At 60.5% G+C, this 25,098-nt stretch carries 28 protein-coding genes and 1 pseudogene; 17 read left to right on the top strand and 12 right to left on the bottom strand.

The annotated features are described in order from the left end of the window. The first annotated feature begins 1 nt into the window (after position 1). The 5 genes from IPI80_RS05630 (at position 2) to IPI80_RS05610 (ending at position 4,303) form a co-directional block, all read left to right on the top strand. Positions 2-1,378 (top strand): adenylosuccinate synthase, encoded by a 1,377-nt coding sequence (locus IPI80_RS05630; protein WP_413858012.1) that lies wholly within the window; start codon positions 2-4, stop codon positions 1,376-1,378. An 81-nt stretch (positions 1,379-1,459) separates the two neighbouring features. Next, positions 1,460-1,984 carry a phosphoribosyltransferase gene (locus IPI80_RS05625; protein ID WP_413858010.1) on the top strand — a complete coding sequence of 175 codons (525 nt, stop codon included), beginning with the start codon at positions 1,460-1,462 and terminating at the stop codon, positions 1,982-1,984. A gap of 15 nt (positions 1,985-1,999) precedes the next feature. Next, positions 2,000-3,205 carry an aminotransferase class I/II-fold pyridoxal phosphate-dependent enzyme gene (locus IPI80_RS05620; RefSeq protein WP_413858008.1) on the top strand — a complete coding sequence of 402 codons (1,206 nt, stop codon included), beginning with the start codon at positions 2,000-2,002 and terminating at the stop codon, positions 3,203-3,205. A 52-nt stretch (positions 3,206-3,257) separates the two neighbouring features. Then, positions 3,258-4,067: a DUF2189 domain-containing protein gene (locus IPI80_RS05615; RefSeq protein WP_413858006.1), complete on the top strand. Its 810-nt coding sequence runs from the start codon at positions 3,258-3,260 to the stop codon at positions 4,065-4,067. A gap of 53 nt (positions 4,068-4,120) precedes the next feature. Beyond that, positions 4,121-4,303, top strand: coding sequence for a hypothetical protein (locus IPI80_RS05610; protein WP_413858004.1), 183 nt, complete (start codon positions 4,121-4,123; stop codon positions 4,301-4,303). Between the two features lie 27 nt (positions 4,304-4,330). Here the strand turns inward: IPI80_RS05610 and mnmH are convergent, their stop codons facing one another. After that, entirely contained in the window at positions 4,331-5,389 is a 1,059-nt protein-coding gene (mnmH, locus tag IPI80_RS05605) for a tRNA 2-selenouridine(34) synthase MnmH (RefSeq protein ID WP_413858002.1), read from the bottom strand. After that, a complete protein-coding gene (locus tag IPI80_RS05600) occupies positions 5,386-6,042 on the bottom strand; it encodes an arylesterase (protein WP_413858000.1) in 657 nt (218 codons plus the stop codon). Before IPI80_RS05600 ends, mnmH begins: the two co-directional genes overlap by 4 nt. Here IPI80_RS05600 and IPI80_RS05595 point away from each other — a divergent pair. Together IPI80_RS05595 and rlmB are read left to right on the top strand one after the other, a co-directional pair. Further along, a complete protein-coding gene (locus IPI80_RS05595) occupies positions 6,041-6,709 on the top strand; it encodes an ABC transporter ATP-binding protein (RefSeq protein ID WP_413857998.1) in 669 nt (222 codons plus the stop codon). The genes IPI80_RS05600 and IPI80_RS05595 overlap by 2 nt on opposite strands. A gap of 19 nt (positions 6,710-6,728) precedes the next feature. Beyond that, positions 6,729-7,538 (top strand): 23S rRNA (guanosine(2251)-2'-O)-methyltransferase RlmB, encoded by an 810-nt coding sequence (gene rlmB / locus IPI80_RS05590; RefSeq protein ID WP_413857996.1) that lies wholly within the window; start codon positions 6,729-6,731, stop codon positions 7,536-7,538. Positions 7,539-7,580: 42 nt separating this feature from the next. Here rlmB and IPI80_RS05585 read toward each other — a convergent pair whose 3' ends face one another. Genes IPI80_RS05585 through IPI80_RS05560 form a run of 6 tightly spaced genes read right to left on the bottom strand, consistent with a single transcriptional unit; the run spans position 7,581 to position 12,960 of the window. Next, positions 7,581-8,177, bottom strand: a complete 597-nt coding sequence (locus IPI80_RS05585) for a chromate transporter (protein ID WP_413857994.1) — start codon at positions 8,175-8,177, stop codon at positions 7,581-7,583. Further along, complete coding sequence (locus IPI80_RS05580) at positions 8,174-8,797, bottom strand: chromate transporter (RefSeq protein WP_413857992.1); 624 nt, start codon at positions 8,795-8,797, stop codon at positions 8,174-8,176. The genes IPI80_RS05585 and IPI80_RS05580 overlap by 4 nt, the downstream gene beginning before the upstream one ends. Positions 8,798-8,849: 52 nt before the next feature. Next, the gene (locus tag IPI80_RS05575) at positions 8,850-10,490 is read right to left on the bottom strand and encodes a bifunctional metallophosphatase/5'-nucleotidase (RefSeq protein WP_413857990.1); all 1,641 of its coding nucleotides are present in this window, start codon (positions 10,488-10,490) and stop codon (positions 8,850-8,852) included. Between the two features lie 53 nt (positions 10,491-10,543). After that, positions 10,544-11,002 carry a carboxymuconolactone decarboxylase family protein gene (locus IPI80_RS05570; protein ID WP_413857988.1) on the bottom strand — a complete coding sequence of 153 codons (459 nt, stop codon included), beginning with the start codon at positions 11,000-11,002 and terminating at the stop codon, positions 10,544-10,546. 21 nt (positions 11,003-11,023) lie between these two features. Then, positions 11,024-11,401, bottom strand: a complete 378-nt coding sequence (locus tag IPI80_RS05565; RefSeq protein ID WP_413857986.1) for a DUF488 domain-containing protein — start codon at positions 11,399-11,401, stop codon at positions 11,024-11,026. Beyond that, positions 11,398-12,960, bottom strand: coding sequence for an FAD-dependent oxidoreductase (locus IPI80_RS05560; RefSeq protein WP_413857984.1), 1,563 nt, complete (start codon positions 12,958-12,960; stop codon positions 11,398-11,400). The genes IPI80_RS05565 and IPI80_RS05560 overlap by 4 nt, the downstream gene beginning before the upstream one ends. A gap of 243 nt (positions 12,961-13,203) precedes the next feature. Here IPI80_RS05560 and IPI80_RS05555 point away from each other — a divergent pair, with 243 nt between their 5' ends. The 7 genes and pseudogenes from IPI80_RS05555 to IPI80_RS05525 all read left to right on the top strand — a co-directional run bounded on the left by IPI80_RS05555 (position 13,204) and on the right by IPI80_RS05525 (position 19,777). Further along, positions 13,204-15,069: an acyl-CoA dehydrogenase gene (locus IPI80_RS05555; RefSeq protein ID WP_413857982.1), complete on the top strand. Its 1,866-nt coding sequence runs from the start codon at positions 13,204-13,206 to the stop codon at positions 15,067-15,069. 99 nt (positions 15,070-15,168) lie between these two features. Then, complete coding sequence (locus IPI80_RS05550; RefSeq protein WP_413857980.1) at positions 15,169-15,963, top strand: SDR family oxidoreductase; 795 nt, start codon at positions 15,169-15,171, stop codon at positions 15,961-15,963. Position 15,964: 1 nt separating this feature from the next. Then, positions 15,965-16,406 (top strand): annotated as a pseudogene (locus IPI80_RS05545) (PaaI family thioesterase). Between the two features lie 9 nt (positions 16,407-16,415). Next, positions 16,416-17,432, top strand: a complete 1,017-nt coding sequence (locus IPI80_RS05540) for an NADP-dependent oxidoreductase (protein WP_413857978.1) — start codon at positions 16,416-16,418, stop codon at positions 17,430-17,432. Beyond that, the gene (locus tag IPI80_RS05535) at positions 17,429-18,370 is read left to right on the top strand and encodes a glutathione S-transferase family protein (protein ID WP_413857976.1); all 942 of its coding nucleotides are present in this window, start codon (positions 17,429-17,431) and stop codon (positions 18,368-18,370) included. The genes IPI80_RS05540 and IPI80_RS05535 overlap by 4 nt, the downstream gene beginning before the upstream one ends. Continuing rightward, the gene (locus IPI80_RS05530; protein WP_413857974.1) at positions 18,367-18,849 is read left to right on the top strand and encodes a GNAT family N-acetyltransferase; all 483 of its coding nucleotides are present in this window, start codon (positions 18,367-18,369) and stop codon (positions 18,847-18,849) included. Before IPI80_RS05535 ends, IPI80_RS05530 begins: the two co-directional genes overlap by 4 nt. A gap of 19 nt (positions 18,850-18,868) precedes the next feature. Beyond that, complete coding sequence (locus IPI80_RS05525; protein ID WP_413857972.1) at positions 18,869-19,777, top strand: SDR family oxidoreductase; 909 nt, start codon at positions 18,869-18,871, stop codon at positions 19,775-19,777. Here IPI80_RS05525 and IPI80_RS05520 read toward each other — a convergent pair whose 3' ends face one another. Continuing rightward, positions 19,778-20,974 (bottom strand): methyltransferase, encoded by a 1,197-nt coding sequence (locus tag IPI80_RS05520; protein ID WP_413857970.1) that lies wholly within the window; start codon positions 20,972-20,974, stop codon positions 19,778-19,780. A gap of 170 nt (positions 20,975-21,144) precedes the next feature. Between IPI80_RS05520 and IPI80_RS05515 the strand changes: the two genes are divergently transcribed. After that, positions 21,145-21,489: a hypothetical protein gene (locus tag IPI80_RS05515; RefSeq protein WP_413857968.1), complete on the top strand. Its 345-nt coding sequence runs from the start codon at positions 21,145-21,147 to the stop codon at positions 21,487-21,489. A gap of 3 nt (positions 21,490-21,492) precedes the next feature. Continuing rightward, a complete protein-coding gene (locus tag IPI80_RS05510; RefSeq protein WP_413857966.1) occupies positions 21,493-21,672 on the top strand; it encodes a nuclear transport factor 2 family protein in 180 nt (59 codons plus the stop codon). A gap of 22 nt (positions 21,673-21,694) precedes the next feature. Here the strand turns inward: IPI80_RS05510 and IPI80_RS05505 are convergent, their stop codons facing one another. From IPI80_RS05505 to IPI80_RS05495, 3 genes are all read right to left on the bottom strand, one after another. Next, positions 21,695-22,843, bottom strand: a complete 1,149-nt coding sequence (locus tag IPI80_RS05505) for a M23 family metallopeptidase (RefSeq protein WP_413857964.1) — start codon at positions 22,841-22,843, stop codon at positions 21,695-21,697. A 185-nt stretch (positions 22,844-23,028) separates the two neighbouring features. Continuing rightward, complete coding sequence (locus IPI80_RS05500) at positions 23,029-23,331, bottom strand: putative sulfate exporter family transporter (RefSeq protein ID WP_413857962.1); 303 nt, start codon at positions 23,329-23,331, stop codon at positions 23,029-23,031. Next, the gene (locus IPI80_RS05495) at positions 23,318-24,067 is read right to left on the bottom strand and encodes a YeiH family protein (protein WP_413857960.1); all 750 of its coding nucleotides are present in this window, start codon (positions 24,065-24,067) and stop codon (positions 23,318-23,320) included. The genes IPI80_RS05500 and IPI80_RS05495 overlap by 14 nt, the downstream gene beginning before the upstream one ends. A 155-nt stretch (positions 24,068-24,222) precedes the next feature. Between IPI80_RS05495 and IPI80_RS05490 the strand changes: the two genes are divergently transcribed. Continuing rightward, positions 24,223-25,089, top strand: coding sequence for a LysR family transcriptional regulator (locus tag IPI80_RS05490; protein ID WP_413857958.1), 867 nt, complete (start codon positions 24,223-24,225; stop codon positions 25,087-25,089). Positions 25,090-25,098: the final 9 nt, after the last annotated feature.

Here is a 25,098-nt window from a genome sequence, read left to right as displayed (position 1 = left end):
AATGAACACTACCAAAGGACGCAATGTCGTCGTCGTCGGCACCCAATGGGGCGACGAAGGCAAGGGCAAGCTGGTCGACTGGCTGACCGAAAGCTCACAGGGAGTCGTGCGCTTTCAGGGTGGCCACAATGCGGGCCACACCCTGGTCATCAATGGCGTCAAAACCGCCTTGCACCTGATTCCCAGCGGCATCATGCGCCCCGGCGTCAAGTGCTACATCGGTAATGGTGTAGTGCTGTCGGCCGCCAAGCTGTTTGAAGAAATCGAAGGGCTGGAGAAGGTGGGAGTGGAGGTGCGTGACCGTTTGCGCATCAGCGAAGCCTGTCCCCTGATTTTGCCGTTCCATGCAGCGCTGGACGTGGCGCGTGAAGCTTTCCGTGAAAAAGGTGGCTCGGCCAAGATCGGCACCACCGGCCGTGGCATCGGCCCAGCCTATGAAGACAAGATTGCCCGCCGCGCCCTGCGTGTGCAGGACCTAAAATACCCCGAACGCTTCGCCAGCAAGCTGCGCGAGTTGCTGGACCTGCACAACCACGTGCTCACCAGCTACCTGGGTTCGGCGGAGTTCGACTTTGGCCCCATGCTGGCTCCGTACATGAAAGATGGCGAGGTGCAGTTTGAGGCGGTTTATGCCGAGGCCATGCGCCATGCCGAACTGCTCAAACCCATGATGGCCGACGTGTCACGCGAGCTCAACGAAGCCCATGACCATGGTGCCAATCTGCTGTTCGAAGGCGCCCAGGGCACCCTGCTTGATGTGGACCATGGTACCTATCCTTACGTCACGTCAAGCAACTGTGTTGCTGGCAATGCGGCGGCAGGCTCTGGCGTAGGCCCCGGCATGTTGCACTACATTCTTGGCATCACCAAGGCGTATTGCACCCGTGTGGGCGGTGGACCGTTCCCTACCGAACTGGATTGGGAAAAGCCCGGCACGCCCGGCTACCATATGAGCACGGTTGGTGCAGAAAAAGGTGTGACCACCGGGCGTTCGCGCCGCTGTGGCTGGTTTGATGCTGCTTTGCTCAAGCGTTCGGCCCAGGTCAACGGCTTATCCGGTCTGTGCATCACAAAGCTTGACGTACTGGACGGCCTGAAAGAACTGATGCTGTGCACCGGGTACGAAATGGACGGCGCATTGATCGATATCCTGCCGATGGGCGCAGACGACATTGAACGCTGCAAGCCTGTCTATGAAGTCATGGACGGCTGGAGTGACAGCACCGTGGGCGTGACCCAGTACGACAAGCTGCCGGTCGCAGCGCGCCTTTACCTCCAGCGCATCGAACAGGTTACAGGCGTGCCCATTCACATGGTGTCGACCAGCCCGGACCGCGACCACACCATCATGATGCGCCACCCCTACTTGGCGGAATGATTCCGACGAGTTTTCTTTAGTGAAATTGGGTCCTGGCCCTCGTGAAAATTACGTAAGCAGCTATAAATACAGGAGCAACCTATGTTGACTGAAGACGGCAAGCACCTCTATGTGAGCTACGACGAGTACCACAACCTGATCGAAAAGCTGGCGATCCGGATCCACCAGTCCGGCTGGGAATTTGACACCATCCTGTGCCTGGCCCGAGGCGGCATGCGCCCCGGCGATATTCTGTCGCGCGTCTTCGACAAGCCGTTGGCCATCATGTCCACCAGCTCCTACCGTGCTGAATCGGGCACGCAACAGGGCAATTTGGATATTGCCCGTTACATCACGACCCCAAAGGGTGAGATCGCTGGCAAGGTGCTGCTGGTTGACGATCTGGCCGATTCCGGCCACACGCTCAAAGCCGTGGTGAGCCAGCTCAAGCACGATTACTCCCCCATTTCCGAATTGCGCAGCGCCGTGATCTGGACCAAGGCCATGTCCACGTTTTCACCCGACTATTCCGTAGAATTCTTGCCAACCAACCCGTGGATACACCAACCATTTGAGGGCTACGACGCCATGCGTCCCGAGCAGCTTATTCAAAAGTGGAGCGTTTAACGTAGTGTTTTGACCATGACACAACTGACCACCACACTCATCCACCACCCCTATGTGCCGCCCACAGGTTTTGATGCGCCCCAACCGGGCGTGTTCAAGGCTTCGACGGTGTTCTTTCCTTCTGTGGCCGCCATGCGCAGCCGCGAGTGGAAGGACAAGTCGGCCTACACCTACGGCCTGCACGGCACGCCCACCACCTATGCGCTGGAAGAGCGGCTGTGTACCCTTGAGGGCGGGTTGCAGTGCGTGCTGGCTCCCAGTGGCCTTTCGGCGGTGGCGCTGGTGGCATTGTCTCTGCTCAAGAGCGGCGATGAGGTGTTGATTCCCGACAATGCCTATGGCCCTAACAAGGCTTTGACCGAAGGTGAACTCAAGTCCTGGGGCATTACCCACCGCTACTACGACCCCATGGACCCGCAAGATCTGGCATCCAAGCTGTCTGAGCGCACCCAACTGGTGTGGGTGGAGGCGGCTGGTTCGGTTACGTTGGAGTTTCCTGATCTGGTCGAGCAGGTGCGTATTTGCAAGCGCAAAGGCGTACACGTGGTTCTCGACAACACCTGGGGAGCAGGGCTGGCGTTTCAGCCGTTTAACCTGTTGCCCGATACGGAGTCAGGCCTGGGCGTGGACCTGTCCGTTCATGCATTGACCAAATACCCCAGCGGCGGCGGTGACGTGCTGATGGGCAGCGTCATCACGCGCGATCCGGCGCTGCACCTGCAAATCAAGCTCACCCACATGCGATTGGGTCTGGGCGTAGGTGCCAACGATGCCGAGAACGTGTTGCGTGCCCTGCCCAGCATGGCACTGCGTTACCAGGCGCACGATCAAGCGACCCGGGCTTTGGCCCAATGGTGCGACAACCAACCCGAGTTTGCCCAGGTACTGCACCCTGCGTTGGCCGCCTCACCGGGCCACGCCCATTGGAAATCCCTGTGCAAGAACGGACCCGGTGGTGCGGCTGGGTTGTTTAGTGTCGTGGTGGATACGCGCTTTACCCAGGCCCAGGTGGATGCCTTCTGCGACGCACTCCAACTGTTTCGCTTGGGTTATAGCTGGGGTGGCCCCATCAGCCTGGTGGTTCCCTATGAGCTGGAGACCATGCGCAGTGGCTGGCCCAAGCATTTGGCGCGGGGCACGGTGGTACGGTTTGCGGTGGGTCTGGAGGCAATGGAAGACCTGCGCGCAGACATCGAGCAGGCTTTGCAGCATTTACGCTGACCCCGTGTTTTCCTCAATAGGCAGGGAGTATCGCAACCACTAGGCTATTGACATGAGTCAATTGCCTGCGACAAACGCTCCCGAGCCCTATATTCCCCCTCCGTCCGAAGCGCCAAAAAAAGACATACGCTCCCTGCGACCCGGTGACGTGTTTCGTTGGTTAGCAGCAGGTTGGCGCGATGTGTGCGCCCATCCTGGCATTGGTGCGTTCTATGGCGGCGCGTTCTGTCTGATGGCGATTGTGATGGGTGCGGTGTTTCGAACCAAGCCAGAGTACACCATGACCATTGCGTCCGGCTGTCTGTTGGTGGGTCCCTTCCTGGCCATGGGCTTGTACGAAGTGAGCCGCCGGCGCGAGCTGGGGCAGTCGCCGCAGCTGGGCTCGTCGCTCACCTGCTGGGAGTCCCATATTCGCAGCATGGCCATGCTGGTGCTGGTGTTGATTGTGTTGGAGTTATTGTGGGGGCGGGCGTCCCTGGTGGTATTTGCCGTTTTTTTTAACACCGGTATGCCATCTACCACGGGGGTTATTCAGGCCATTTTCAATCCAGAGAATTGGGAGTTTGTGGCGGTCTACACCATCGTTGGTGGTGCATTTGCCCTGCTGGTGTTCGTCATCACCGTGGTGTCCATTCCCATGATCCTGGACCGCGATACGGATGCCATCACGGCCGCGATCACCAGCATCGAAGTGTTCTTTCACAACACCGGCGTCATGTTGCTGTGGGGCGCGGTCATAGCCGTTTTGGTGACGGTGTCGCTGATGCTGCCCTTGGCTGCGGGCTTGTTATTTGTAGGGCCCTGGTTGGGGCACGCCAGCTGGCATGCCTACAGGGGCAGTGTGGAATGGCCCCTGGATTAACGGGTTGATAGGGCCAGGGATGGTACAGTGTCGGCAACTACAGAAAGCACAACTTGGCAACACCCAATTACGGTTACGAAAAACGCCAGAAAGAACTGGCTAAAAAGAAGAAAAAAGAAGAAAAGTTGCGGGAAAAGCAGGATCGCAAAATTCATGGCGGGCCTGAGAACGACGGCACTTCTGATGATTCACCCTCCGACGAGTCTGGTGCAGAAGCGCCCCCCAGCGCTGCCTGATTTTCCAGCGACTTCCCTTGCAATCCGTCAGAGCCTATCCAGCAGTTGCCGCGCCAGTCTGCCCATCGCGTTCATCGAGTGGTCGTCGGGTGCAATGGCACGCGCTTGCGGGTACTGCGTGAAATTGCGTAACATCGACTGCCGGTATACGGGATCGTAGTGCTGGGTCAATAGCTCCTGCACCACAGGCTCAAAGTTACCACTGTGAATCTGGTCCTTCCAGGCCTGCACCACGGCCTTGCCACGGAATTCGGCCAGCACGTCCAGGCGTTCACAAAAGTGTACGGAATCCTGGACGAAGAAATCGTAGTCCTCCAACAACAACGCGACCCGTTCGTGCGTCGGCAATGTCAAGTCCAGACAGGGGCTTGCCCGCATGCGCTCAACCAGCGCAGCAGGAATGGCAACATTACCAACCTTTTTGCTTTCGCTTTCCACAAACACGGGCTGTGCGGGGTCGAACTGACGCAGGGCATCCCAGATGAGGGTGTCAAAGCGCTTTTGTGATGGCTGCGGCAGGCCTGGAATGGCACCTAGCACCGAGCTGCGGTGGTTGGCCAGCCCTTCCAGATCCAGCACCTGGGCACCCGCTTTGCGCAGTGCATGCAACAGGCGGGTTTTGCCAGAACCGGTGGTGCCACACACCACGCGCCAATCCAGCTTTTGCGCTCTTAGGGTAATGTCCTGCAGCATGGCCACCCGAAATGCTTTGTAGCCACCTTCCACCAGCGTGACCCGAAAACCAATCTGGTCCAGGATCAGGGTGAGTGAGCCGCTGCGCTTGCCACCCCGCCAGCAGTAGGCCAGTGGCTTCCATTCTCTGGGCTTGTCGATGACGTCCCGCTCGATGTGCGCGGCAATGTTGCGGGCTGCTATAGCTGCGCCGCGTTTTTTGGCCTCAAACTGATTGACCTGCACATACAGGGTGCCAACGGCCTTGCGTTCTTCGTCGTTCAGGGTGGGCCAGTTCACAGCGCCGGGCAGGTGGTCCAGCGCAAATTCGCTTTCGCTACGGGCATCGATAACGGTGTCAAAGGTATCCAGCTGGGCCAAAACCTCGGTGGCATTCAGGACGTTGAGGCTCATGCAATCAGCTTCTTCACAGCAGGCCACACATTGTTCAAAATGGTGGGGTGGGCAGATTCGTTCGGATGAATGCGGTCGTTCTGGAACAGGCGGGCCGCATCTGGTCTATCTGCCACGCCCTTCAGCAAAAATGGTACCAGCGCGGTTTTGTTGGTTTTTGCCACGCTGGCATACAGGGCGGCAAAGCGTGCGGCGTAGTCTTTGCCGTAATTGGGTGGCATTTCCATGCCGATCAGCAGCACCTTGGCACCTATTGCCTGGGCGGCTGTGGTCATGGCCTGCAGGTTGTCCTGCGTCATTTGCAGCGGCAGGCCGCGCAGGGCATCATTGCCGCCCAACTCAATGATCACCAGGGTAGGGCGGTGTTGGGCCAATAGGGCGCCCAAGCGCGAGCGTCCCCCCGAGGTGGTGTCGCCGCTGATGCTGGCATTGACAACCTTGGCCTGCGGCTTTTCTTTGGCCAGGCGTTGCTCCATCAGGGCAACCCAACCGGTACCGCGTTTAAGGCCATACTCAGCGCTCAAAGAGTCGCCCACCACCAAAATGACGGGTGGTGGTTGAACGGCTTGTGCCACATGAACGGGCAAAAACCCCGCAAGTGTGGCCAGAAGCCCAAGCGCGATACAGTGTCGTCGCATCCAAGAAAGACCCATGAGTGAAATCATTATTTCTGTAGAGAAGGTCGGTAAATCGGTTACCGACTCCACCGGCACGCTGGAAATTCTGCGTGACATCGATTTTGCGCTCAATGCGCGTGAAACCGCCGCCATTGTCGGCGCTTCGGGTTCGGGCAAGAGTACCCTGCTGTCCATCATCGCCGGGCTGGATACGCCCACCACCGGCACCGTGCGTCTGGCCGGTGTGGACCTGTTCGCCATGGACGAGGATGATCGTGCGGCCCTGCGGGCCAACAAAGTGGGCTTTGTGTTCCAGAGCTTTCAGTTGCTGGGCAACCTCACCGCGCTGGAAAACGTCATGCTGCCCCTGGAACTGGCAGGCCGCAGGGACGCCCGCAAGGCCGCCACCGAGATGCTGGGGCGCGTTGGCCTGTCGCAACGCCTGGCGTCTTACCCCAAGGTGCTCAGCGGTGGTGAACAGCAGCGCGTGGCCCTGGCCCGTGCCTTTGTGGTGCACCCGGCCGTGTTGCTGGCTGACGAGCCCACCGGAAGCCTGGACTTTGCCACCGGCGAGACCATCATGGAACTGATGTTTGACCTGAACCGCGAGCAGGGCACCACCCTGGTTTTGGTCACCCATGACCGCGGCATTGCCCAGCGCTGCGACCGGCGCATCACCATTGAGGCGGGCAGGCTGGTCTGACCCGCGATAATCGTGGCATATGTCCTCAACCAAAGTCCTGTTCGGATTCCATGCCGTGGGCGTGCGCCTCAAGACGGCGCCGCAATCTATTCTTGAAATTCATTTTGAGCCCACCCGGCGCGATGCGCGCATGCGCAGCTTTCTGGACCGCGCTGCAGAGGCCGGTATCAAACTGGTGGAGTCCGATGGACAACGACTGGCCAAGCTGTGTGGCGGCCACGGCCACCAGGGCGTGGTGGCGCGGGTGCAGGCCCTGACACAAGTGCACTCGCTGGACGAGCTGCTGGAAGACCTGGAAGCGGCCAACGCCGCGCTGCCACCAGAGCAACGCAATCCGCCCCTCATCCTGGTGCTGGACGGCGTGACGGATCCGCACAACTTGGGCGCTTGCCTGCGCGTGGCCGACGGTGCCGGCGCGCATGCCGTGATCGCCCCCAAAGACCATGCAGCCGGCATCAATGCCACAGTGGCCAAGGTGGCCAGCGGTGCGGCGGAAACGGTGCCGTATTTCATGGTTACCAACCTGGCGCGTACCCTGAACGAACTCAAAGAGCGCAGCATCTGGATCATCGGCACCAGCGACACGGCCACCTCCACCCTGTACCAGTCTGACCTTAAAGGCCCCGTGGCACTGGTGCTGGGCGCAGAAGGTGCTGGCATGCGCCAGCTCACCGCCAAGACCTGTGATGCATTGGTCAGCATTCCCATGCGGGGTGCGGTCGAGAGCCTGAACGTGTCGGTGGCCAGTGGTGTGTGCCTCTATGAAGCCTTGCGCCAGCGCTCGGTCAGACCCGGTGGTGTGAATACTATTAAATCGATAGCAGCTTAAGCTTATTCGACGAGGGCTAGCAGGTGTTTTTGTAATAATATTTTACAGAAACCCGAGCGCACCCAGTGCCGCTCCAGCGCCTAGCAACCACAGCAGGTGCAGCTTGGTGCGCCACACCAGCACGGCGGTGACGGCGGTTAGCAACCAGAGCCGCCAGTGGTCCATGGGGCCACCCTGGCTGGCCGCCAAAATCCAGCCCGTGGAAATGAGCAGCGCCACCACAATGGGCGCCATACCCTGCTTGAACGCGCGTACTGCACGCAGCTCGCGGTTCTGGTGCCCCCAGCGGGCAGCGGCAAAGGTGAGCGTGGTGCTGGGCACCAGAATGCCAATCATGGCAATCCCCACACCTGCCAGGGCCGACCACCATGCATGCATACCGGCTCCTATCCCGCCGCCGGCATTCAATCCCACGTTCCAGCCCAAAAGCGCTATGAACAGCACGTTGGGCCCCGGGGCGGCTTGGGCCAGCGCGATGGACGAGGTGAACTGGCTGTCGGTTAGCCACAATTTGTCAACGACCAGGTAGTTGTGCATGGCCGGCGCGGTGGTGATGGCGCCGCCAATGGCCAGCAGGGACAGTGACAGAAAGTGGGTTAGCAGAGCCAGCCAGTCGGCGGCAGAAAAACTGATGCTCATGGTGTTGGTACTCCGGCCGCATCAAGGATGCCCAGCTGGCGATAAACCCACGCACAGGCCAGACCACCCAAGCCCAACAGCACCCCGATCAAAGGCAGGCGCAGCAATGCAATGGCCACAAAGGTGGCCAGGGCAAACGCCCAGCAGAGTGCCTTGCCCAAAGGGTTGCTCTTTAGGGCGGCAATCAGTTTGATGCCGGTGGCCGCAATCAGACCGGCGGCCACTGCGCCCAAACCTTGTAGCGCCCCCTGGACTTCCGGCTTGTCGGCCACACCACCAAAAAGGGCGGCCAGTGCCACCACCAGCACCAGTGGAAAAGTCAGCATGCCAGCCAGTGCAGCCAGTGCCCCGCGCAGGCCGAAGTAGCGGTCACCGATCATCAAAGACAGGTTGACCACGTTAGGGCCAGGCAGGATTTGGGCCACGGCCCAGTCTTCCAGAAATTCTTCTTGTGTGAGCCATTTTTTCCGATCGACCAGTTCGTTCTGCACGATAGCCAGCACCCCGCCAAAGCCTTGCAGTGCTAACTTGGAGAAGGCAAAAAATAGATCGGTTTTGGAGTGTGGGCGGTCGTGCGTTGCCAGGATAGCTGCCTGAAATTCGGGTGCCTCGGATGTCATGCTGGCACTGTATCGGAAATTGAAGAACCACCGACGTCGAACTGGTATACGGTCAATTGCGTTGAATGCGGCCCGAATCAATTTGGTCCATGGCAGCCGGGTTGTCGCTGAGCCATTCGACCAGGGCGTCTATGTCCGGTCCAATGGCGGCCCGGTCACGCCCCTGGCGCAGGATGCTCAATTCGTCGCCGCCCTCAGCCGTGAAGTTGTTGGCAACGATGCGGTAGTCGCGGTACAGGTCCAAGGGTTTTCCATCTACCGTGATGGCATCCAGCACCACGCCAGTACCGGGTGCCTGGCTCCACTGGTACCGCAGGTTGTTGGACACTTGCAAGGTGGTGGGGCCACCTTCACGCCGGGGTGGCAGTTGCCGCCGGATCAGCGCTTTCAATTGGGCTCCGCTGATGGTCAGGGCAATCAGCTCATTGCCAAAGGGCTGTATGGCAAATACGTCGCTGTGGGTGATCATGCGGCCAGGCACCACCACCAAATCGGCGCGGATGCCGCCTGAATTTGTCAGGCCAATGTCTGCGCCTCCGTGTTTTTTGGCATAGGCCAGCTGCGAGTCAGCCACCAGATTGCCCAAAGACGAATCCCCATACGGTGCAGCCACCTGGCGATTGGCACCCCGTTTGAGTGTGGCCACCGGTTGGCTGCGTGCCACCAAGGTGAGCGCGGCGGCACGCTGCACCAGGGCCGCAAAAGCCGGGTTGGGCGCATTCACGCCCTGCAGCACGGGGTAGTTGGTGGCCTGCGCGTCCAGTACCTTGCCATTGGCATCCAGTGTCAGGCGGCTCTCGGTCAGCCAGCCGCCATAGCTGCCGGCTTGCACCATCAGGCGGCCATTGATCTTGCAGGTATAGGCTTGGTGGGTGTGCCCGCTGATGATGATGGCGTAGGCTGGGTCCAGCCGTTTGGCAATGTCCACGCCGCGGCCTTTGAGGCCAGGGCAGGCATAGCTTGGGTCATTGGCAGCGCCGTCGTACATGGCGCCTTCGTGTATGAGGGCCACCAACACCTGCGCACCAGCGGCGTGTAATTCGGGCACCAGGGCGTTAAGGGTGTCGGCTTCATCGGCAAAACGCAGTCCGGCAATGCTGCGCGGCACCACGACCTTGGGCGTGTCGCGCGTGACCACGCCCACGAAAGCGATCTTGAGGCCGGCCATGTGTTTCATCACGTGGCTGGGCAGCACCCGCTTGCCGGTTGCTGTGTCAAACATATTGGCTGCCAGGTATGGAAACGTTGCGCCTTTGAACCCGGGCCAGTCGCAGCCCTTGCTGGGGCATTCGCCATGTGTTTTTCGCAGCAGTTCTTGCACTCCATGGTCCAGCTCGTGATTACCGAGGGCCGTAGCGACCAGTCCCAGTTCGCCCAGCGCGCTCAGAGTGGGTTCGTCCTTGAGCAGGGCTGACATCTGGGGTGAAGCACCTATCAGATCGCCGGCGCCTACAAAGACCTGATGCGGTCGCTTGTCGCGCAACTGGTTGAGTACGGTGGCCAAGTACTCAATGCCGCCAGCTGGTTGGGGTTGAATGTGGCCGTGGAAGTCGTTGATGGAGAAGATGCTCAACTCGATCGGGGGTGCCACTGCGGGCGCAGTGACGCAGCCTGCCAGTGCCAACATGACTGGCAAGACGGCTACATGCAGCGCGGCGCGCCAAAAACGGGTAATGGGATGGTTGGATGGCAAGCGACAATCGTCCCGAGAGTTACGCAATTCTTGTTGTGATTTGCGATTAAACCTCAGGCCTTTGGCAACTCAAAGCTCCCCGCTTCGCTGCCAAAGGCAACGGCCAGTCGGTTCCAGCCGTTGATGGCAACGATGGCCAGCGTCAAATCCACCAAGGCCTTTTCGTCAAACTCCTTCCGTGCGGCTTGATAGGCCTCGTCGGACACACCGTGGCCTGCCAGCAGCGTCACGACCTCGGCCCAAGCCAAGGCGGCACGCTCACGCGGGGAGAACATGCCGGTTTCGTGCCAGGCTGCCACGAGGTACAAGCGCTGCTCGGTTTCGCCAGCGGCGCGTGCCACCTTGGTGTGCATGTCCAGGCAATAGGCACAGCCGTTGAGTTGCGAAACACGCGTCTTCACTAGCTCTAACAGTGCGTGCTCAATACCAGACTGGTGCGCGTGCTTTTCCAGTCCCAGCATGACCTGAAAGACGCCGGGTGAGGCTACTTTGTAGTCAATGCGTTGTGTCATCACATTCTCCTGAATCAAAAATCAGTGCGCTGCGGGCGTCAGCAGTATGTCCCGCAGCGCCACCGCGTTGTTGTGTATTTCGTCGTGCGCGCCATACACCAGCGTGATGCGGCCTTTGCGTGACAACGCGCGCAGCGCGTCAAGTGCTGGCGCATGTGCACGCAACTCCTCGGCATAGCGCTGTTGAAACTCGGTCCAACGCGCCGGATCGTGACCAAACCACTGGCGCAGCTCCGTGCTGGGTGCCAGTTCCTTGTCCCACTGGTCAAGTGCCAGGGTTTCTTTCTTGACGCCGCGTGGCCACAGACGGTCGATGAGGATGCGGGTGCCGTCGTCTTGGGCTGGCGTTTCGTAGGCGCGCTTGATCTGCACGTGGCTTGGAGGAATGTTGCTGCTCATACATGCTCCCTATCTGTCGTGTGCAGGCGGGCGGCCATGCTGCGCTCCAACTCTACTTCGACGTGTAAACCGGCCAGGTCGCGGTGCACCATCGCCACCGCGAGCTTCTGGCCTTTTTGGCGGTAGGTGATCGTACAGTCCTGCGCGCCGAGGTCGCCTTCGATATCAGCCTGGTCCCAATGTTCGGCGTGGCCTACATAGGCAAGGGCAAAATCGTATTGCTCGGTCCAGAAAAACGGCACGGCGTCATAGCGTTCGCGCCGGCCCAGCAGGTTGCGCGCGGCCGTCTGGCCCTGGCGCCCGGCGACGACCCAGTGCTCCACGCGAATGCGTTCGCCGGTGAGCGCGTCGGGCCAGCGTGCAATATCGCCCGCTGCATAGATGCCAGGCACACTGGTTTGCAAGAATTCGTCGACAAGAACGCCTCGGTCGGTTGCCAGCCCAGCCTTTTCCGCCAGTTGCACGGCCGGGCGCACGCCAATGCCAATCACCACCAGATCTGCGGTGAGTGTTTCGCCGCTCTCCAGGGTGACCGTATTCGCATCGATACGCGCCACGGTGGCTCCCAGGTGAAATACCACGCCATGTTGCTCGTGCAGCTTTTTCAGATACTCGCCCACCTGTGGCCCCAGCACCTTTTCCATCAAGACGGTCTCGCGCCCAATGACCTGCACTTCAACGTTGCGCGCGCGCAGCGAGGCGGTGACTTCCAACCCTATGAAGCTGGCGCCAATCACCACCGCGCGCTTGGCGCCTTCGGCGGCCTTGGCTAGCGCCTCGCCATCGGCTTGCGTGCGCAGGTAATGCACATGGGGCAACTGGGCACCGGGTATGGGCAGGTGCACGGGCTCTCCACCCGTGGCCAGCAGGAGCGCACCCCAACCCATGCTACTGCCGTCGGCCAGTTGCAGCTGGTGGTGGGCCGCGTCGATGCCCACCACTTGCGTGGCCAGGCGTACGTCGATATTTTGTTCCTTATAGAAGTCAGCCGGCCGGACCGAAAGCCATTCCGCAGGCGCCGTGCCTGCCAGAAAATTCTTCGACAAATTAGGCCTATCACACGGCAAATTCGCGTCGCTGCTGATGAGGGTCACCGAGCCGGTGTAGCCTTCGCGGCGCAGGGTCTCTGCTGCCGCGTGGCCGGCAGCGCCGCCACCCACAATGACGATAGATTCAGGCGTAACCGAACCTGCGGGCAATGTACGCGTGGGCCCAGCCATGCGCTTGCCGACCACCCACGCCTTGCCATCGCGCGCCTCGACTTGCCAGCAGCCCACGCCACCCAGTGCTGGCGCTCGCAGTGCCTCGCCAGTGCGCAGGCTAAAGGCCGCGTGGTGCCACGGGCACCGCACCGTATCACCCACCACAAGCCCTTCGGCCAGCGGGCCTCCGTAGTGCGTACAGGTGGCGCCTACGGCAAATAGCGCACCGCCATGGCGCGAGAGCAGCAGCGCCTCGCCAAACGCATGGCCGAGCAGCATGCCGCCCTCCGGGATGCGGTCAAGCGCGATGCCCGCCGCAAAATCATCGCCCTGCAAAGGGGTGGGGGTATCGCTCATGACTTGCTCCTCCATTAGAGGTGGCGCCCTGACTGTGTGTGTGGCCTAGTGACAGAGTGGGAAAGATGAAGCGGGCGCCTGTGCTTCACCCAAAGCAGCGCAGTCAGTTTACGTCTGGGAGCAGATGAAGCTGCCAGTAGGGGTTTTACGCTGACGTTAACAGCTTCGCATTGCAACTGTGATGGTCTCCAACACGACAGCGCGCACAGCCGCAAATTGCTGGCCTGCGTCACAATTTGTTTTATGACATTGCGAACAACCATTGACTTCCTGCTACACGACTGGCTCAACACATCAGCGCTCACGGAGCGAGAGCGCTTTGTCGATCATTCCCGTGAAACCTTTGATGCCGTGCTTGATACCTGCGAACGCATCGCCCGCGAGAAATATGCACCGTTCAATCGCTTGGTGGACGTTGAAGAACCCCGCACTGTGACCGAGCCCGACGGCAGTCTGCGGGTGGTGTTGCCAGCGGCCACGCTGGAAGCACACAAAGCCTACGCCGCGTCCGGCATGCTTAGCGCCGCGCAAGATTTTGAGGTGGGTGGTATGCAACTGCCCTATAGCGTGGAGGCGGCTGCCAATGCCTTTTTTGCCTGTGCCTCGGTCAGCATTGGTTCGGGCATGCTCACCACTGGCAACGCCAATCTGCTGATGACGCACGGCACAGCGCTGCAAAAAGAGGTGTTCGCCAAAAACGAATTTTCCGGACGCTTCTCGGGCACCATGTGTTTGTCTGAGCCGCAAGCGGGCTCCAGCCTGTCGGACGTGGCGACGCGTGCGATGCCGGACGGTGAGGGGTTCGAGGCCGACCCCCTGGGTGGACGCTATCGCCTCAAAGGCAACAAGATGTGGATCTCGTCCGGCGAGCACGAGTTGACTGACAACATCATCCATCTGGTGCTGGCCAAGATTCCTGATGCTGACGGCAAACTGGTTCCCGGAACGCGTGGCATCTCGCTCTTCATCGTGCCCAAGAAGCTGGTCGATACGCAGGGTGCCCTGACCGGCGTGCGCAACGATGTAGCCTTGGCTGGCTTGAACCACAAGCTGGGCTGGCGCGGCACCACCAACACGCTGTTGAACTTTGGTGAAGGCACGTTCCCGGTGGGGCAGGGCGGCTACGACGGCAAGGGTTCCGGGGCGGTGGGCTACTTGGTGGGGCAACCCGGCAAGGGCCTGCAGTGCATGTTCCACATGATGAATGAGGCCCGCATTGGCGTGGGCATTGCCGCCACCATGCTGGGCATGGCGGGTTACTACGCGTCGCTGGACTACGCACGCAACCGGCCCCAGGGTCGTCCTATGGGCGTAGGGGGCAAGGACGCTTCCCAACCGCAGGTGGCCATCATTGAACACGCCGATGTCAAGCGCATGCTGCTGGCGCAAAAATCCTATTGCGAAGGCGCACTGGCACTGGAGCTGTATTGCGCCCGCTTGGTGGACGAACACCATACCGCCGGTGGTGCAACTGCGGATGATGCGCGCTTGCTGTTGGAAGTGCTAACCCCCATTGCCAAGAGCTGGCCCAGCGAGTGGTGCCTGGAGGCCAACTCGCTGGCCATCCAGATTCACGGCGGCTACGGCTACACGCGCGATTTCCCGGTGGAGCAATACTGGCGCGACAACCGCCTCAACATGATCCACGAAGGCACGCATGGCATTCAGGCCACCGATTTGCTGGGGCGCAAGGTGCTGATGGAAGAGGGGCGCGGCTTGAAGCTGCTGGCCGCACGCATGACAACAAGCATTGCCCACGCAGCGTTGTTTCCTGCATTGGCAGTGCATGGCGCGGCTCTGGCCCAGGCTTTGCAGCAGGTGGCAGTGGCCACCCAAAAAGCCTGGGCAACCGGCAACCCGACCGAAGCCTTGGCCAATGCGGTGCCGTATATGCAGGCCTTTGGCCACACCGTACTGGCCTGGATCTGGCTGGACGTAGCCACCACGGCCCTTGAACATGACCCAGCCCAAAGCAGCCCAGCCACCCAGGGTCGCATGGGTGCGGCGCGCTTCTTCTTCCACTACGAGCTGCCCAAGATTGGCGCTTGGCTGTCCGTGGTGGAGTCGCGTGACACCACCTGTGCGGCCCTGCCAGACGACGCGTTTTAACCTTCGCGTCTTGACCCATATCACGCCGGGGACATACGCCAGCAGGCTCCCGGCGGCACAATCGTTTATTCCCCATTTTTCTGCAGGAGACGCACCCCAATGACCGCACGTACCATCCAACAACTGTTTGACCTCACCGGCAAGACCGCCTTGGTAACCGGCGGCTCGCGCGGCCTGGGTCTGCAAATGGCCCACGCTCTGGGCGAAGCCGGTGCCAGGATCATGCTGAGTTCGCGCAAGGCCGAAGACCTGGAGCAGGCTTGTGCGGAACTGCAAGCCGCTGGCATCGACGCCCGCTGGGTTGCTGCCGATTGCGCCAAAGACGCCGAGATCACCCGCCTGGCCGACGAGACCTTGCAGCGCATGGGTGACGTGGACATTTTGGTCAACAACGCCGGTGCCGCCTGGGGCGCCCCGGCCGAAGACCACCCAGTCGATGCCTGGGACAAGGTCATGAACCTTAACGTACGCGGCTACTTCCTGCTGAGCCAGGCCATCGCCAAAAAGAGCATGATTGCACGCCGCTCGGGCCGCATCATCAACATTGCATCCATCGCCGGCCTGGGTGGCAACCCAGAGGGCATGAACACCATCGCCTACAACACCTCCAAGGGTGCGGTCATCAACTTCACCCGCACTCTGGGTGCGGAATGGGGCAAGTACAACATCAATGTCAACGCCATCTGCCCGGGCTTTTTCCCCAGCAAGATGACGGCTGGCACGCTCAAAGCTTTGGGTGAGGAGAGGCTGGCAGCCGGTGCACCACTCAAGCGTTTGGGCGACGATGAAGACCTCAAGGGCCTGTGCGTGCTGTTTGCATCCGATGCCGGCAAGCACATCACTGGCCAGTGGCTGGCGGTGGATGGTGGTGTCAGCGTCGTAACAGGTGGTTGACATGTGGGATAAGGCCGTCGGCTTCGGGGTGGAAATCCCCTTCGTCGAGCACCTGGGGTTTTGAGCTGACACAGTTTGAAGGCGGCCATTCCGAGATTACCTACACCGCCCGGGCTGAGCACCTCAACTCGTTCTCGGTCACCCATGGTGGTGCGATCATGACGCTGATGGACGTGTCCATGGCCACGGCGGCACGCAGCAAAGTGCCCGAGATGGGGGTGGTTACCATCGAGATGAAGACCAGCTTCATGCAGCCCGCCATCGGCCCTTTGGTGGCCAAAGGCGAGTTGATGCACCGCACCGCCACCATGGCTTTTACCCAATCGACAGTGTTTGACGCAGCCGGGCGCAAATGCGCGCATGCTACCGGCACCTTCAAGTTCGTCAAGCGTCTGCCTACGGGCGCCAAGAGCAGCAATCCCATCAACATTTCTACCGACTGAGAACCCACCATGCCAACCAATCACCAAATCCACCTCGACAGCCGCCCCACAGGCGAAGCGGTTGCTAGCAACTTCAAATTGGTCACGACTGAGACCCCGGCCCTGCAAGACGGCCAGGTGCTGGTGCGCCACCACTTTTTGAGCCTGGACCCGTATATGCGTGGCCGCATGAACGACGCCAAAAGCTACGCCCAACCCCAAGCCCTGGGCCAAACCATGGGTGGTGGCACGGTGGGCGAGGTGGTGGAGTCCCGCAACCCCAAATTTGCCGTGGGCGACAAGGTGGTGGGCATGGGCGGCTGGCAGGAGTACAGCGTGGTCGATGCCAACCTGATGGGTGCACTGCGCAAGGTCGATACGACCCATGTGCCGCTCAGCGCCTACTTGGGCGCGGTGGGCATGCCCGGCGTGACAGCCTGGTATGGCTTGGTAAAAATCATCGAACCGCAGGCGGGGCAGACCGTAGTGGTCAGCGCGGCGACCGGTGCCGTCGGCAGTGCCTTTGCGGCACTCGCCAAAGCGCGCGGCTGCCGCACCGTCGGCATTGCCGGTGGTCCCGAAAAATGCACCTACGCGGTCAACGAGCTGGGCTTTGACGCCTGCATTGACTACAAACTGCACAGCACGGCAGCATCGCTCTCCAAGGCCATTGCCGAGGCTTGCCCCAACGGCATTGATGGCTATTTCGAGAACGTAGGCGGCATGGTGCTGGACGCCGTGTTGCCGCGCATGAACGCCTTTGGCCGCATTGCGGTGTGCGGCATGATCGCCGGCTACGACGGCCAGCCGCTGCCGCTGAGCTACCCGGCACTCATTCTGACCCAACGCCTTAAGGTGCAAGGTTTCATCGTCAGCGAGCACATGGAAATCTGGCCCGAGGCGCTGACCGAGCTGGGCACGCTGGTGGCAACCGGCAAGCTCAAGCCACGCGAGAGCATTGCCCAAGGTCTGGCTGCGGCGCCCGAGGCATTTTTGGGTCTGCTCAAGGGCAAGAACTTTGGCAAGCAGCTGGTGAAACTATTGTGACCAACCTCATCCTGCACCATTACCCCACCTCGCCGTTTTCCGAAAAAATCCGCCTGGTGCTGGGGTACAAGCAACTGGCGTGGAAGTCGGTCATCATTCCGGCCATCATGCCCAAGCCGGACGTGCTGGCCCTGACCGGCGGTTACCGCAAGACTCCGTTCCTGCAAATCGGCTCCGACGTGTACTGCGACAGCGCCCTGATCTGCGACGTGCTGGAACACATCCAGCCCACACCCACGCTGTTTCCCGATAGCCACAAGGGTATTGCCCGCGTGCTGGCCCAGTGGGCCGATACCACGCTGTTCTGGGCCGCCATGGCCTACAACCTGCAGCCCAAGGGGGCAGCGTCCATGTTTGAGGGCGCACCGGTTGAGGCGGCCAAGGCCTTTGGCGCCGACCGCGCAGCCATGTCCACCGGCATGACGCGCTTGCGCCCGGCCGATGCCACAGCCGCCTACAAGTCCTACCTGCGCCGTATTGCCAACATGCTGGACGGCCAAAACTTTCTGATGGGAAGCGCCCCCTGCGTGGCCGACTTTGCGGTCTACCACCCACTGTGGTTCAGCCGCAAACGCGTGCCCGTCATGGCTGGCATTCTGGATGCCACCCCCGCCGTGCTGCACTGGATGGACCGCATGGAGGCTTTGGGCCACGGCCAAATGGAAAAGTACACCGCTACTGAATCAATAGCTGCCTGTGTAGATTCGACGAGGGCTAGCGCCCCATTTGACCAAATGTTTCAGGACGAACACGGTATTCCCCTGGGTAGCCGCGTGACGATAGCCGCCGAAAACTTTGGCCAGGAGCCGACCGAGGGCGACTTGGTAGCCGCCACCCGCACCCGCTACACCCTGCGCCGCGAGGACGCGCGTGCCGGCACAGTGCACGTGCACTTTCCCCGCATTGGCTATGTGCTGCGGGCTGTGCAGGGCACATGAGCGTCGTGTCGCCACCCACATTGGCATGGCGGCACCTTCCGTTGGTGGCGCTGACAACCGTCGAGCTGTACGAGGTGCTGCAACTGCGCACCGAGGTCTTTGTGGTGGAACAAAACTGCGTGTTCCAGGACATGGATGGTGCGGACCACCTGGCCATACACCTGTTGGGTACACAGACACTGCCGGGGCAGGATGGCCGCCTGGTGGCTTACGCCCGGCTGTTTCCTGCTGGTGTCAAATTCGCTGAGGCCAGCATTGGCCGCGTGGTAACCCGCGCATCGGCGCGCGGCACGGGTCTGGGCCATGCGCTGATGCGTGAGGCAATTGCCGCTGTGCATACGCTTTGGGGCGTTCAGCCCATCCGCATCGGTGCGCAGGCTCAGCTCAAGGCCTTTTACAGCCAGCATGGTTTTGTGGACGTAGGCCTGCCCTATGTCGAAGACGGAATCGACCATCTGGAAATGGTCCGTAACCCCTAATTGATCTGGAGCTTTTTGCATGATTTCTGATTTCAAAAACAAGACAGCCGTATTGACTGGTGCCGGTTCCGGTTTTGGCCTGGAGTGCGCCCGCATCGGCGCCAGGCTGGGCATGAACCTGGTGCTGGCCGATGTGCAACAGGACGCGCTGGACAAAACAGTTACCGAAATGCAGGCCGCAGGCGCGCCGGTGCTGGCCATGCGGGTGGATGTGTCCAAGGCCGACCAGATGCAAGCCTTGGCCGATGCGGCCTTTGCCCGTTTTGGCGCTCCGCACTTTGTGTTCAACAACGCAGGCGTCGGTGCCGGCGGCCTGATCTGGGAAAACTCCCTCCAAGACTGGGAATGGGTGTTGGGTGTCAACCTCATGGGCGTGGTGCACGGCGTGCGCCTGTTCACACCCATGATGCTGGCGGCCGCCAATGCCGACCCCACCTACCAGGGCCACATTGTGAATACCGCCAGCATGGCCGGCCTGCTGAATGCGCCCAATATGGGCATTTACAACGTGAGCAAGCATGCGGTGGTGTCGCTGAGCGAAACCCTGTACCAGGATCTGGCCTTGGTGACCGACCAGATCAGCGCCAGTGTGCTGTGCCCCTTCTTTGTGCCCACCGGCATCAGCCAGAGCCACCGCAATCGGCCCGATGCCCTGACAGCGGCCCACACCAAACCCACGCAAAGTCAGCTCATCGGCCAGGCCATGAGCGACAAGGCCGTCAGCAGTGGCAAAGTGACTGCGGCCCAAGTGGCGCAGATGGTGTTTGACGCCATCGCCGGCGGGCAGTTCTACATCTACAGCCATCCCAAAGCCATCGGTTCGGTCCAGACCCGGATGGAGGACGTGCTGCAGGCCCGCAATCCCACCGATCCGTTTGCCCACAAACCCGAACTGGGTGTGGAGTTGAAGAAGGCGTTGCGGGCGTAGTTACGTGGCGGCGGCCCCCAGCCGCCACAGCGAGGTTATTTCGGCTGCGCGCGCCGCATGCAGGGCATCCGTACTGTCGGTTGCCTTGGCGTGGACGGGCTTGGCATCCATGCGCCCCAGAACCACAAGACCGGCGGCTGCAAACGCGGCCAGCAGTTCGGCCCGGGTGCGCAGGCCCAGGTGCTCGGCCAGATCCGACAAAATCAACCAGCCTTCGCCGTGCCGCGTCAGGTGATCGGTCAACCCGGCCAAAAAGCCCAGCAACATGCGGCTGCCTTCGTCGTACACGGCAAATTCGATGGGAGAACTGGGCCGCGCCGGCAGCCACGGTGGGTTGCACAGAACAAGGCTGGCGCGCCCCGGCGGGAACAGGTCAACCTGGAGCACTTCCACCTGGGCGCTAACGCCCAGTTGTGTCAGATTGGCGTGCGCACAGGCAATGGCACGCGGGTCTTGGTCGGTGGCCACCACCTTGGTGATGCCGCGCCGCGCCAACACCGCAGACAGCACGCCGGTGCCGGTGCCAATGTCAAACGCCACCAAGTCCTTTTGGCTTGGCCCAGCCTGTGGTAGTGGGGCTGTAGCTACCAGGGCCACGTATTCGCCGCGTATGGGAGAGAACACGCCATAGTGGGGGTGGATGCGGTTGTTGGGCGCAGCACCCAGCGCAGCAACCTCGACACCTTTTTTACGCCACTCGTGCGCACTGATCATGCCCAGCAGATCGCGCATCGGTGCCACACTGGCGCCATCGGTGGTAATGACTGGCCCCCAAGCCTCGGCACAGGCTAGGCGGGCATCTGGCGCCCGGCGCAGCGCAATGCCGTAGTCGGCTTCAAAGGGTAGCAGCACCATACCCAACACCCGTGCCCGCTGGGCCTGGGCCTGGCGGTGCAAATTGAACACGTTGGCCATCGGAACAGCAGGCGCATCGGCATCAGTGGCTTTGCCTTTTGCGCGCTTCTTGCGCTGTGGGGTTTTGTCAACGCGTCGGGCCAGGGCCTGCAGCAATTGGCGGGCGTTGTGAAAGTCGCCGCGCCACAGTAAGGCAGTGCCTTCGCAGGCAAGGTGGTAGGCCGCATCGGCAGTGGTGGTGTCGTCGGCAATCACTACGCGCTTGGGCGGTGGTGCTCCGCGTTCAGAGCGCCACAGGGCAGTGTGGTTAACGCCGGATTCGGTCCAATGGATGGTGGGCATGTGAGGCCGTGCGTGGTTAGTGACGACGCTGGTGGGGGTGTGGGGCATCGGTTGATTGAAAGTCTGTGAGAAGTCGAAGACGTTGTAACAGATTGGGTGGGGATGGCTTGCGTTGGGCATATTGTCGCGGCTATGCTCACGCCCTTATGCCAAACAAGACCCGTCACACCATGAAAACGATGCGCTTTCACGCGAGCGTCGAACCACTTGCCAATCGTGCCATGACCGTTTGCTTGCTGCGCGTTTTAAAACCCCTGATAGCACTGGCTGTGCTGACCTGCGCAACGGCCTGCAGCGTGACGGGCACGTCCAGCCAAGGCGCGCAAGCCGGTGACATTGCCCAATTGACCCGCCAGGCCGATGCATGGGACAAGGCCATTGTGCGCAAAGACCGTGGGGCCATTGAGACCAATATGGCGGACGACTTTCGCCAGATAGATGGCGATGCTGACATCGAAACCAAGGCATCGTTCGTAACCGGCTTGCTCGTGCCCAAGCTGACTATCAACCCCTAAACGGTGGAGGATTTTGACGTGCGTCTGTACGGCGACGTGGCTTTGTTAAGTGGGCGCACGCAGATGACGGGTAGCTACGACGGCAAACCATTCGCGTCGCATTACCGCTACATCGACATCTACGTGCGCTCCAACGGGGTGTGGAAGATTGCCAGCGTGCAAATCACCAAGGTGCCAAAGTAGGCGGCATGCTTGAGCACCGCTTTTACGGCGTTTCCAGTAGGTCTCCGGTATCCACAGGGCCCAAGGCCACGGCCAACACTTTGGAGCCCAGGTGGCGACGGTAGCCAACGAAGTTGGCCGGTAGGCCTTCGGCCTTGAGGTCCTTGTCGGTACGAAGCTCGTAGTGCACATGTGGATTGTTGGAACTGCCGGAATTGCCCATGCGCGCCACCAGGTCGCCGCGCCGCACCACATCGCCCACTTTCACCGATAGACTGCCTTTTTGGACATGGCCCAGCAGGCTGAATTCACCATTGCCATGGTCAATAACCACGTAGTTGCCATAGAAATGCATAGGCGTTGACTTGACCTTTTCGAGCCTGAAATAACTCTCACCTCCACGGATATTGTCTGGCGTTGTGTCAGCTGCATCTACCACTGTGCCATCGCCGGTTGCATACAGAGGCTGACCCCAAGCGTACCAGTCTTCATTACTGGCACCGGAGCTGCGGAAGACGTCGAAGTGCTCGTTGCTGGGATTGATGTCCAGGCTGTAGCGCATGAAATTCTGGCTCAGCCCAAGGTCTTTGGCCGCTGGGTGTTCTGTGTTGAGGCGGCGGTGGTGGGCGTAAAAATCATGACCATCATGGATCATCAACCAGCCTTTGACCGGCAGGGACAACACGGTCTTGCTCTGGTACACCTGCGGCGTCACCGTGACGGTTGCCTGGGATTCTGGCGCCTCATGCGGGATGCTCATACCAAACCGGTAGGTGAGTGTGTGCAGGTCCACGTCCGGCCTGAAACTGTGGAAGGGGTTGAACACCAGTATCTTCGCGCCAGAAGCGATGGTGCGGGTGGGTACCGTTTCGATGGCGGGTGCCAAGCCGTTGCCGTCGATAAAGCGGCGTAGCACGGGTTTGCCGAGACTGTCCATAACGCTTAGTTCTATGCTGTCCAGCCCCAGCGGTGTAGAGCCCTGGTTCTCCACCAAAAAGTCAAAATTTAGGGCTTGGCCTGTATCACTGGCTTCTATCCAGATCTTCTGCGGCTGGGCTGTCACGCGTATTGGACCTGCTGTCTTGGGCACAAGCTTTTGCCAGGCGAAGTAGCCCGAACCGAGCACTGCCATGATGGCCAGAACCCAGGCAAGGACGGCCAGCGTTGGGGTGAGTTTCGGGGATGGCATCATCAATGGTGCATTGGTGCAGTGAAAGAAGTAGGCGGACTGTAGCCGTCGTGGCGTCCAAACGGAAGCCGCGTGCGACAGAACGCTGCAGGCGTGTCCTGAACTGCAGGGCAGTCCGAGCAAAAAAAGACGTGATTGCCCTGCGTTGCCCAAACTCCGCTTAAGCGCTTGGTGCGCCAGTTGCCGATTCAGCTGCGGATCAAATACCCGATGCCGCTGTTAATCAGGGTTCCGCCAATCAGCAGCCACGCGAAAAGCGCGGTGGCCAGCACCATGGGCTTGCTGCCAGCTTTGCGGATGGCAGAGACGTGCGTCGTTAACCCCAGCGCGCCCATGGCCATGGCCAGCAGCAAGTTGTCCAGCGCAATCAGTTGGGCAACCCAGGCTTGGGGCAGCCAGCTCAATGAGTTGAAGCCCGCCATGGCAAGAAAGCCCAGGGCAAACCACGGAATGGTGATGGGGCGCTTGTCACTATCGCTACCGCTTGTCACTGTTATGGCGGCGGTTCAACCAGGCCGACAAAATCATCAAAAACGGGGCCAGCATCATCACCCGAATCATCTTGGTAATGACCGCACTGGTGGCGGCTTGCTCGCTCACGGCGCGACCAGCAGCAACTGCCTGTGCCACTTCATGCACGGTGGAGCCGGTAAAAATGCCAAAGGCAAATTCAGACACCCCCAACGCATGGGTCATGGAAAACAGCAGCGGGTACAGAAACATGGCCAGGGTGCCGAACACCACCACGGTCGCCACGGCCACCGCCACCTTCTCGGCTTGTGCCTTGATAACTGGCTCGGTCGCCAAAATGGCGGCGGCGCCGCAGATTGAGCTGCCGGCGCCGATCAAGATCACGCTCTGTTCATCCAGCCCCAGCTTGCGCCGGCCCAGCCAAAAGGCCAAAAAGAAGGTTGACGTCAACACACAGGCATCGATCAGGATGCCGCCCACGCCGACCGCCGCAATATCCTGAAAAGTGAGCTTGAAGCCGAACATAATGATGCCCAGGCGCAGGATGTGGCCCTTGGCGAAGGCAATCCCTGCATGGCTGTGCACCGCGATGCGCGGATAGACCGTATTGCCCAGCACCATGCCGCCCACAATGGCCAGCGTCAGGGCGGATAGGCCGAGTTGGCTGAACCACGGCAGGCCAGCGGCATAGAGAGCGCCCAGTGACAGGGTGAAAGCGAGGGCCAGGCCAGGGATGTGTTGGCGGTTGAATTTCATGGTTCTACCTGCGTAAAGTGGGGCTTGTGGCCCCCCGGTACCTGAACGATAGGTTTTTGTGATCCAGTTGTAAAACAGTTAATATTTATTAATTCAATTAAAAATATTGATGAATTGGTCAAAATCCAGCGATATCGAACAAGAGGAAACACACCATGGCATTGCGTTTGAGCCTGCGGGAGCTGGAAGTTTTTGTGGCGGTAGCAGACCAGGAGACGGTGACGGCTGCTGCCGATAGCGTGGCGTTGACCCAATCGGCCGCCAGCCAAGCCCTGGCGGCGCTAGAAACCGCTCTGGCTGCGCGCCTGTTCGATCGGGTGGGGCGCCGTCTGGTGCTCAACGAATATGGCCGCCTGCTGTTGCCCCGCGCCCGCGCCATGCTCGACGCTGCGCAGGACATGCAGCGCTTGTTCGACAGCGACTCTGCCCTGCATGTGCGCGTGGGCGCCAGCAGCACCATAGCCAACTACCTGCTGCCGCTGCAGATTGCCCGCTTTCAGCAACAGCATCCCCAAGCGCGGGTGGAGTTAATGGTGGGTAACACCGCAGATGTGGTCGAGGCAGTGGCGGGTTTCAAGGTAGATATGGGTTATGTGGAAGGCCCCTGCCACCATCCCGATATAGTGATTGAACCCTGGCAGGACGACACGCTGGTGGTGTTTACTGCCGCCACGCACCCGCTGGCAAAGGCGCCAGTTGGTTTTTCGCAGCTGGCGCAGGCGTTGTGGGTCTTGCGCGAGCGTGGCTCTGGTACCCGCGAGGAAGTGGAACACCTGTTGCTGCCCCATGTGGGCGGCTTTGGTGAGGTCATTGAAATGGGCCACTCCGAGGCCATCCGCCGCACCGTAGCGGCCGGTCTAGGGGTGAGTTGCCTGTCGCTGCATGTAGTGCAGGAGTTGCTCGATAGCGGTCAAATTGTGGCAGTTCCGGCTCCTTTGCCGCCGCTGCAACGCACTTTGAATCGCATTCACCACAAGAACAAGAGCCAGACCCGAGGTATGGAGGCTTTCAACCAGGCATAGCCGGATGGA

Source organism: Candidatus Aalborgicola defluviihabitans (assembly GCF_016705985.1).
Lineage (GTDB): Bacteria > Pseudomonadota > Gammaproteobacteria > Burkholderiales > Burkholderiaceae_C > Allorhodoferax > Allorhodoferax defluviihabitans.
The sequence above is the reverse complement of the archived record's forward strand: the minus strand, read 5'-3'. Positions and strand labels throughout refer to the sequence as shown.